Origin of the sequence: Pseudomonas sp. GM84 (genome assembly GCF_000282535.1) — a bacterium.
Classification (GTDB): domain Bacteria; phylum Pseudomonadota; class Gammaproteobacteria; order Pseudomonadales; family Pseudomonadaceae; genus Aquipseudomonas.
In genome coordinates this window covers 1-3770 of sequence record NZ_AKJC01000053.1, presented here as the reverse complement: position 1 = coordinate 3770, position 3770 = coordinate 1, and the positions used below count along the sequence as shown (strand labels likewise).

General features: G+C 66.9%; 4 protein-coding genes. 2 read left to right on the top strand and 2 right to left on the bottom strand.

The window, feature by feature from the left end; all coding sequences use genetic code 11:
- Window positions 1–108, bottom strand: a 108-nt coding sequence (locus PMI38_RS26995; RefSeq protein WP_008090777.1) for a CoA-transferase, incomplete at its 3' end; no start/stop codon positions are given.
- Window positions 109–119: 11 nt separating this feature from the next.
- Complete coding sequence (locus tag PMI38_RS03565) at window positions 120–1010, bottom strand: VOC family protein (RefSeq protein WP_008090776.1); 891 nt, start codon at window positions 1008–1010, stop codon at window positions 120–122.
- A 262-nt stretch (window positions 1011–1272) separates the two neighbouring features.
- On the opposite strand from PMI38_RS03565, the gene PMI38_RS03560 reads away from it, so the two are divergent.
- Both PMI38_RS03560 and PMI38_RS03555 read left to right on the top strand, forming a co-directional pair.
- The gene (locus tag PMI38_RS03560; protein WP_008090773.1) at window positions 1273–2433 is read left to right on the top strand and encodes an acyl-CoA dehydrogenase family protein; all 1161 of its coding nucleotides are present in this window, start codon (window positions 1273–1275) and stop codon (window positions 2431–2433) included.
- The gene (locus PMI38_RS03555) at window positions 2430–3620 is read left to right on the top strand and encodes an acyl-CoA dehydrogenase family protein (RefSeq protein WP_008090771.1); all 1191 of its coding nucleotides are present in this window, start codon (window positions 2430–2432) and stop codon (window positions 3618–3620) included. Before PMI38_RS03560 ends, PMI38_RS03555 begins: the two co-directional genes overlap by 4 nt.
- Window positions 3621–3770: the final 150 nt, after the last annotated feature.

Here is a 3770-nt window from a genome sequence, read left to right as displayed (position 1 = left end):
GCGCACGATCGCCATCGGCTTGCGCCGCGGCCCCCAGCCACCGAAACCGATGGTCATGCCGTCGCGCAACTGGGCGACCGCGTCGGCTGCCGTGAGTTGTTTGTTCATGTCGTTGCTCCTTACTGGCGGCCGACCGAGAAGTCGTGGCCCCAGATGCTCACGCGGGTGAATTCGAAGGCCGAGTGTTCGGCCCAGTCGACCTGCAACCCGCCAAAGCCGTATTCCAGGTCGAAACCGGACGGCGTCTTCATGTAGAAACTGGTCATGCGGTCGTTCAGGTGCTGGCCGAGGGTCGCCGACAACTGCCCGCCATTGGCCTGCAGGCGGTCGTGGGCACGGCCCACTTCGGTCATCGAGTCCACCTCGACCATCACGTGCACGCAGCCGGACGGCACCGGGTACTCGGCCAGGGCCAGGCTGTGGTGGCGGGCATTGCGGCAATGCAGGAAGTGGATACGCACCGGCGGCGCCGCCGGGTCGGGGCGGAAGTTGAAGATGTCCGAGAGGCCGAAGCCGAGCACGTCCTTGGCGAACGCCAGGGTGGCGTCGAAGTCCGGCGCCGGCAGCACGGTGTGGCCCAGGCCCATGTCACCGGTGATGAAACGCGGCACACCTTGCGGGGACACGAATGGCAGGCAGTCGGAGCGGTGGCCCCAGCTCAGTTCATGGTGGTTGCCGGACGGGTCGGTGACCGTGACCAGCGCCTGCACACCGCGCTGCTCGATGGCCTGCGCCGTACCGGCCTGCCACTGCACGCCACAGCGCTCCAGATGCTGCAGTGCCTGCTCGAACGCCTGTTCCGAGGCCAGTTCCCAGCCGCTGGCCAGGTAGCGCGGGCTGTCGCCTTCGACGACCAGCATGCGGAACGGGCGCTCGTCCATCTTCACGTACAGGCCGCCGCCGGGTGCCGGTTGCACCTGCATGCCCAGTACATCTTCGGCGTAGCGTTGCCACTGGCTGAGGTTCTCGATCTGCGAGACGAAGTAGCTCAAACCGCGAATGTCGATCATGCCCGGGTTCCTCCTGGCTCAAGTCGTTGCCTGGGGAACATTGTGCAAAGTGCCGCGGTCGTGCTCATCGTCCGTTGAGACTACGCAGCCCGTGCGCGTTGCAGGAGCGGATTCATCCGCGATGAATGCACCGCGGTGCATGGCCGGGGCGTTGCCCCGGATCGCGGATGAATCCGCTCCTGCATAGTCCGTTTCAATGATTCGCCGACAAAATCCAGCCTCCTAGACTCGGGCATCCCTCCGTCCTGCAAGAGATGCCCCCATGGAGTTTGCCTTTACCCCGGAACAGTTGATGATTCGCGACAGCGCCGAGCGCTTCCTCGCCCAGGCCAGCGACTCGCATGCGGTGCGCGCCGCCATGGGCGTTGCCGACGGGTACGACGCCGAGCTGTGCCGGCGGATCGGCCAGGAGCTGTACTGGCCCGCCTTGCTGGTCCCCGAGACCTGGGGCGGAATGGGCCTGGGCTTCGTCGAGCTGGCTGTATTGATGGAGCAATGCGGGCGTTTTCTGCTCGGCTCGCCGCTGTTCGCCACCACCTGCCTGGCCACCCCGGCGCTGTTGCTGGCCGACAACCCGGCGCTGCAGGCGCACTGGCTGGGCGCCATCGCCAGTGGCCAGGCCAGCGCCACCCTGGCCTGTGCGCTGGACCCCGCGCAGGTGCAGCTGGAGGCCGTAGCCCATGCCGGTGGCTACACGCTCAGCGGCACGCACGCCCAGGTGATCGATGGCGCCCAGGCCGACCTGCTGCTGGTGCCCGCGCGCATCCCAGGCACTTCGGGAGAACAAGGCATCAGCCTGTTCGCCCTCCCCGCCGACACCCCGGGCCTGCTGCGCAGCGCCCTGCCCACCCTCGACCAGACCCGCCGCCTGGCGCGCCTGGAGCTGCACCAGGTTCACCTCGGCGAGGCGCAGCTGCTGTGTACCGCAGGCCAGGCCTGGCCCCTGCTGCGCGATGCCATGCGCATCGGCGCCATCGGCCTGGCTGCCGAGCAGCTCGGCGGCGCCCAGCAGGCGCTGGACCTGACCCTTGCGTACATCGACGAGCGCCGGCAGTTCGGCCGTGCCATCGCCAGTTTCCAGGCGATCAAGCACCGCTGCGCCGACATGATGCTGCAGGTGGAATGCGCACGCTCGGCGGTGTGGTATGCGGCCTGCGTGGCCCGCGAGTGCCTCGCCGAGGATGGCGACCGCGCCGTTGCCGGCGAGCTGCTGGCGGCTGCGGCCACGGCCAAGGCCCATGCCAGCGAAGCGTTCTTCCACTGCGCGGCCGAGTCGATCCAGCTGCACGGTGGCGTCGGTTTTACCTGGGAGTACGACCCGCACCTTTATTTCAAACGCGCCAGGGCCAGCGAACAGTTGCTGGGCACCCCGGCCTGGCATCGTGAGCGCCTGGCGGCGCAGTTGTTCGGAGAACAGGCATGAAGATTGGATTCAGCAGTGCGGACGAAGCGTTTCGCGAGGAAATCGCCAGCTGGCTGACGCGCCATCTGCAGGGAGCGTTCGCAGCCCTGCGCTTTCGAGGCGGCCCTGGCGACGAGCACAGCTTCCCCGCCGAACGCAAGGCGTGGGAACGCGAACTGGCCGCCGGTGGCTGGATAGGTGTGGGCTGGAAACCCGAGGATGGCGGGCGTGGTTTGAGCATCAGCCAGCAGGTGATCTTCCATGAAGAATATGCCCGCGCTGGCGGGCCCGGGCGCATGGGTCATATTGGCGAAGGCCTGGTGGGACCGACCCTGGCAGCGTTCGGCACCCTTGCGCAACGGCAGCGCCTGTTGCCGGGCATACGCGAAGGTCGCCAGTTCTGGTGTCAGGGCTATTCCGAACCGGGTGCAGGTTCCGACCTTGCCAATGTACAGACACGCGCCCGCCTCGATGCCAGTGGCGAGCACTGGCTGATCAGCGGCCAGAAGGTCTGGACCTCGTTGGCCCACGAGGCCGACTGGTGTTTCGTGCTGGCCCGTACCGAGCCCGGCAGTGTCGGTCATCAGGGCCTGTCGTTCCTGCTGGTGCCGATGGACCAGGCCGGCATTCGCGTGCAGCCGATCCAGCAACTGACCGGCACCTGCGAATTCAACGAAGTGTTCTTCGACCAGGTCGTGACCTCGGTCGACAACCTGGTTGGCCAGCCCGGCGACGGCTGGAAGATCGCCATGGCCCTGCTGGGGTTCGAGCGAGGCGTGTCGACGCTGGGCCAGCAGATGCAGTTTCACAACGAGCTGGAAGAGGTCATGCGCCTGGCCCAGGCCAATGGCGCTGCGCGCGATCCCCTGCTGCGCCAGCGCATTGCCCAGGCCTGGTCGGGGCTCAAGGTGCTGCGCTACAACTCGCTGCGCATGCTGTCCGGGCCGCAGGATGGCAGCCTTTGCCGCGAGGCGATGATTTACAAGCTGGCCTGGTCGAACTGGCATGTCGAGCTGGGCAAGCTGGCCATGGATGTGCTGGGGGATGCGGGCGAGGTGCTGGAGTCGGCGCCTTATGGGTTGAGCCGGTTGCAGGCGCTGTTTCTGTTTACCCGGGCGGACACGATCTATGGGGGGAGTAACGAGATACAGCGCAATGTGATTGCCGAGCGGGCGTTGGGCATGCCTCGGGAGCCGAAGCTGCGCTAGCGCTGGCGGCGTTCGTGCCGGCCTCATCGCCGGCAAGCCGGCTCCCACAGGGTTCAGTGGTGCTTCAGAGATCCCTGTGGGAGCGGGCTTGTCCCGCGAACCAGGGCGAAGCCCTGTCCATGTACTGCGGTGTTTCCTTCGCGGGGCAAG

Coding starts and splice junctions, on each gene's coding strand:
- PMI38_RS03565 (WP_008090776.1), bottom strand. CDS start 1,010: ATGATCGACATTCGCGGTTTGAGCTACTTCGTCTCGCAGATCGAGAAC.
- PMI38_RS03560 (WP_008090773.1), top strand. CDS start 1,273: ATGGAGTTTGCCTTTACCCCGGAACAGTTGATGATTCGCGACAGCGCC.
- PMI38_RS03555 (WP_008090771.1), top strand. CDS start 2,430: ATGAAGATTGGATTCAGCAGTGCGGACGAAGCGTTTCGCGAGGAAATC.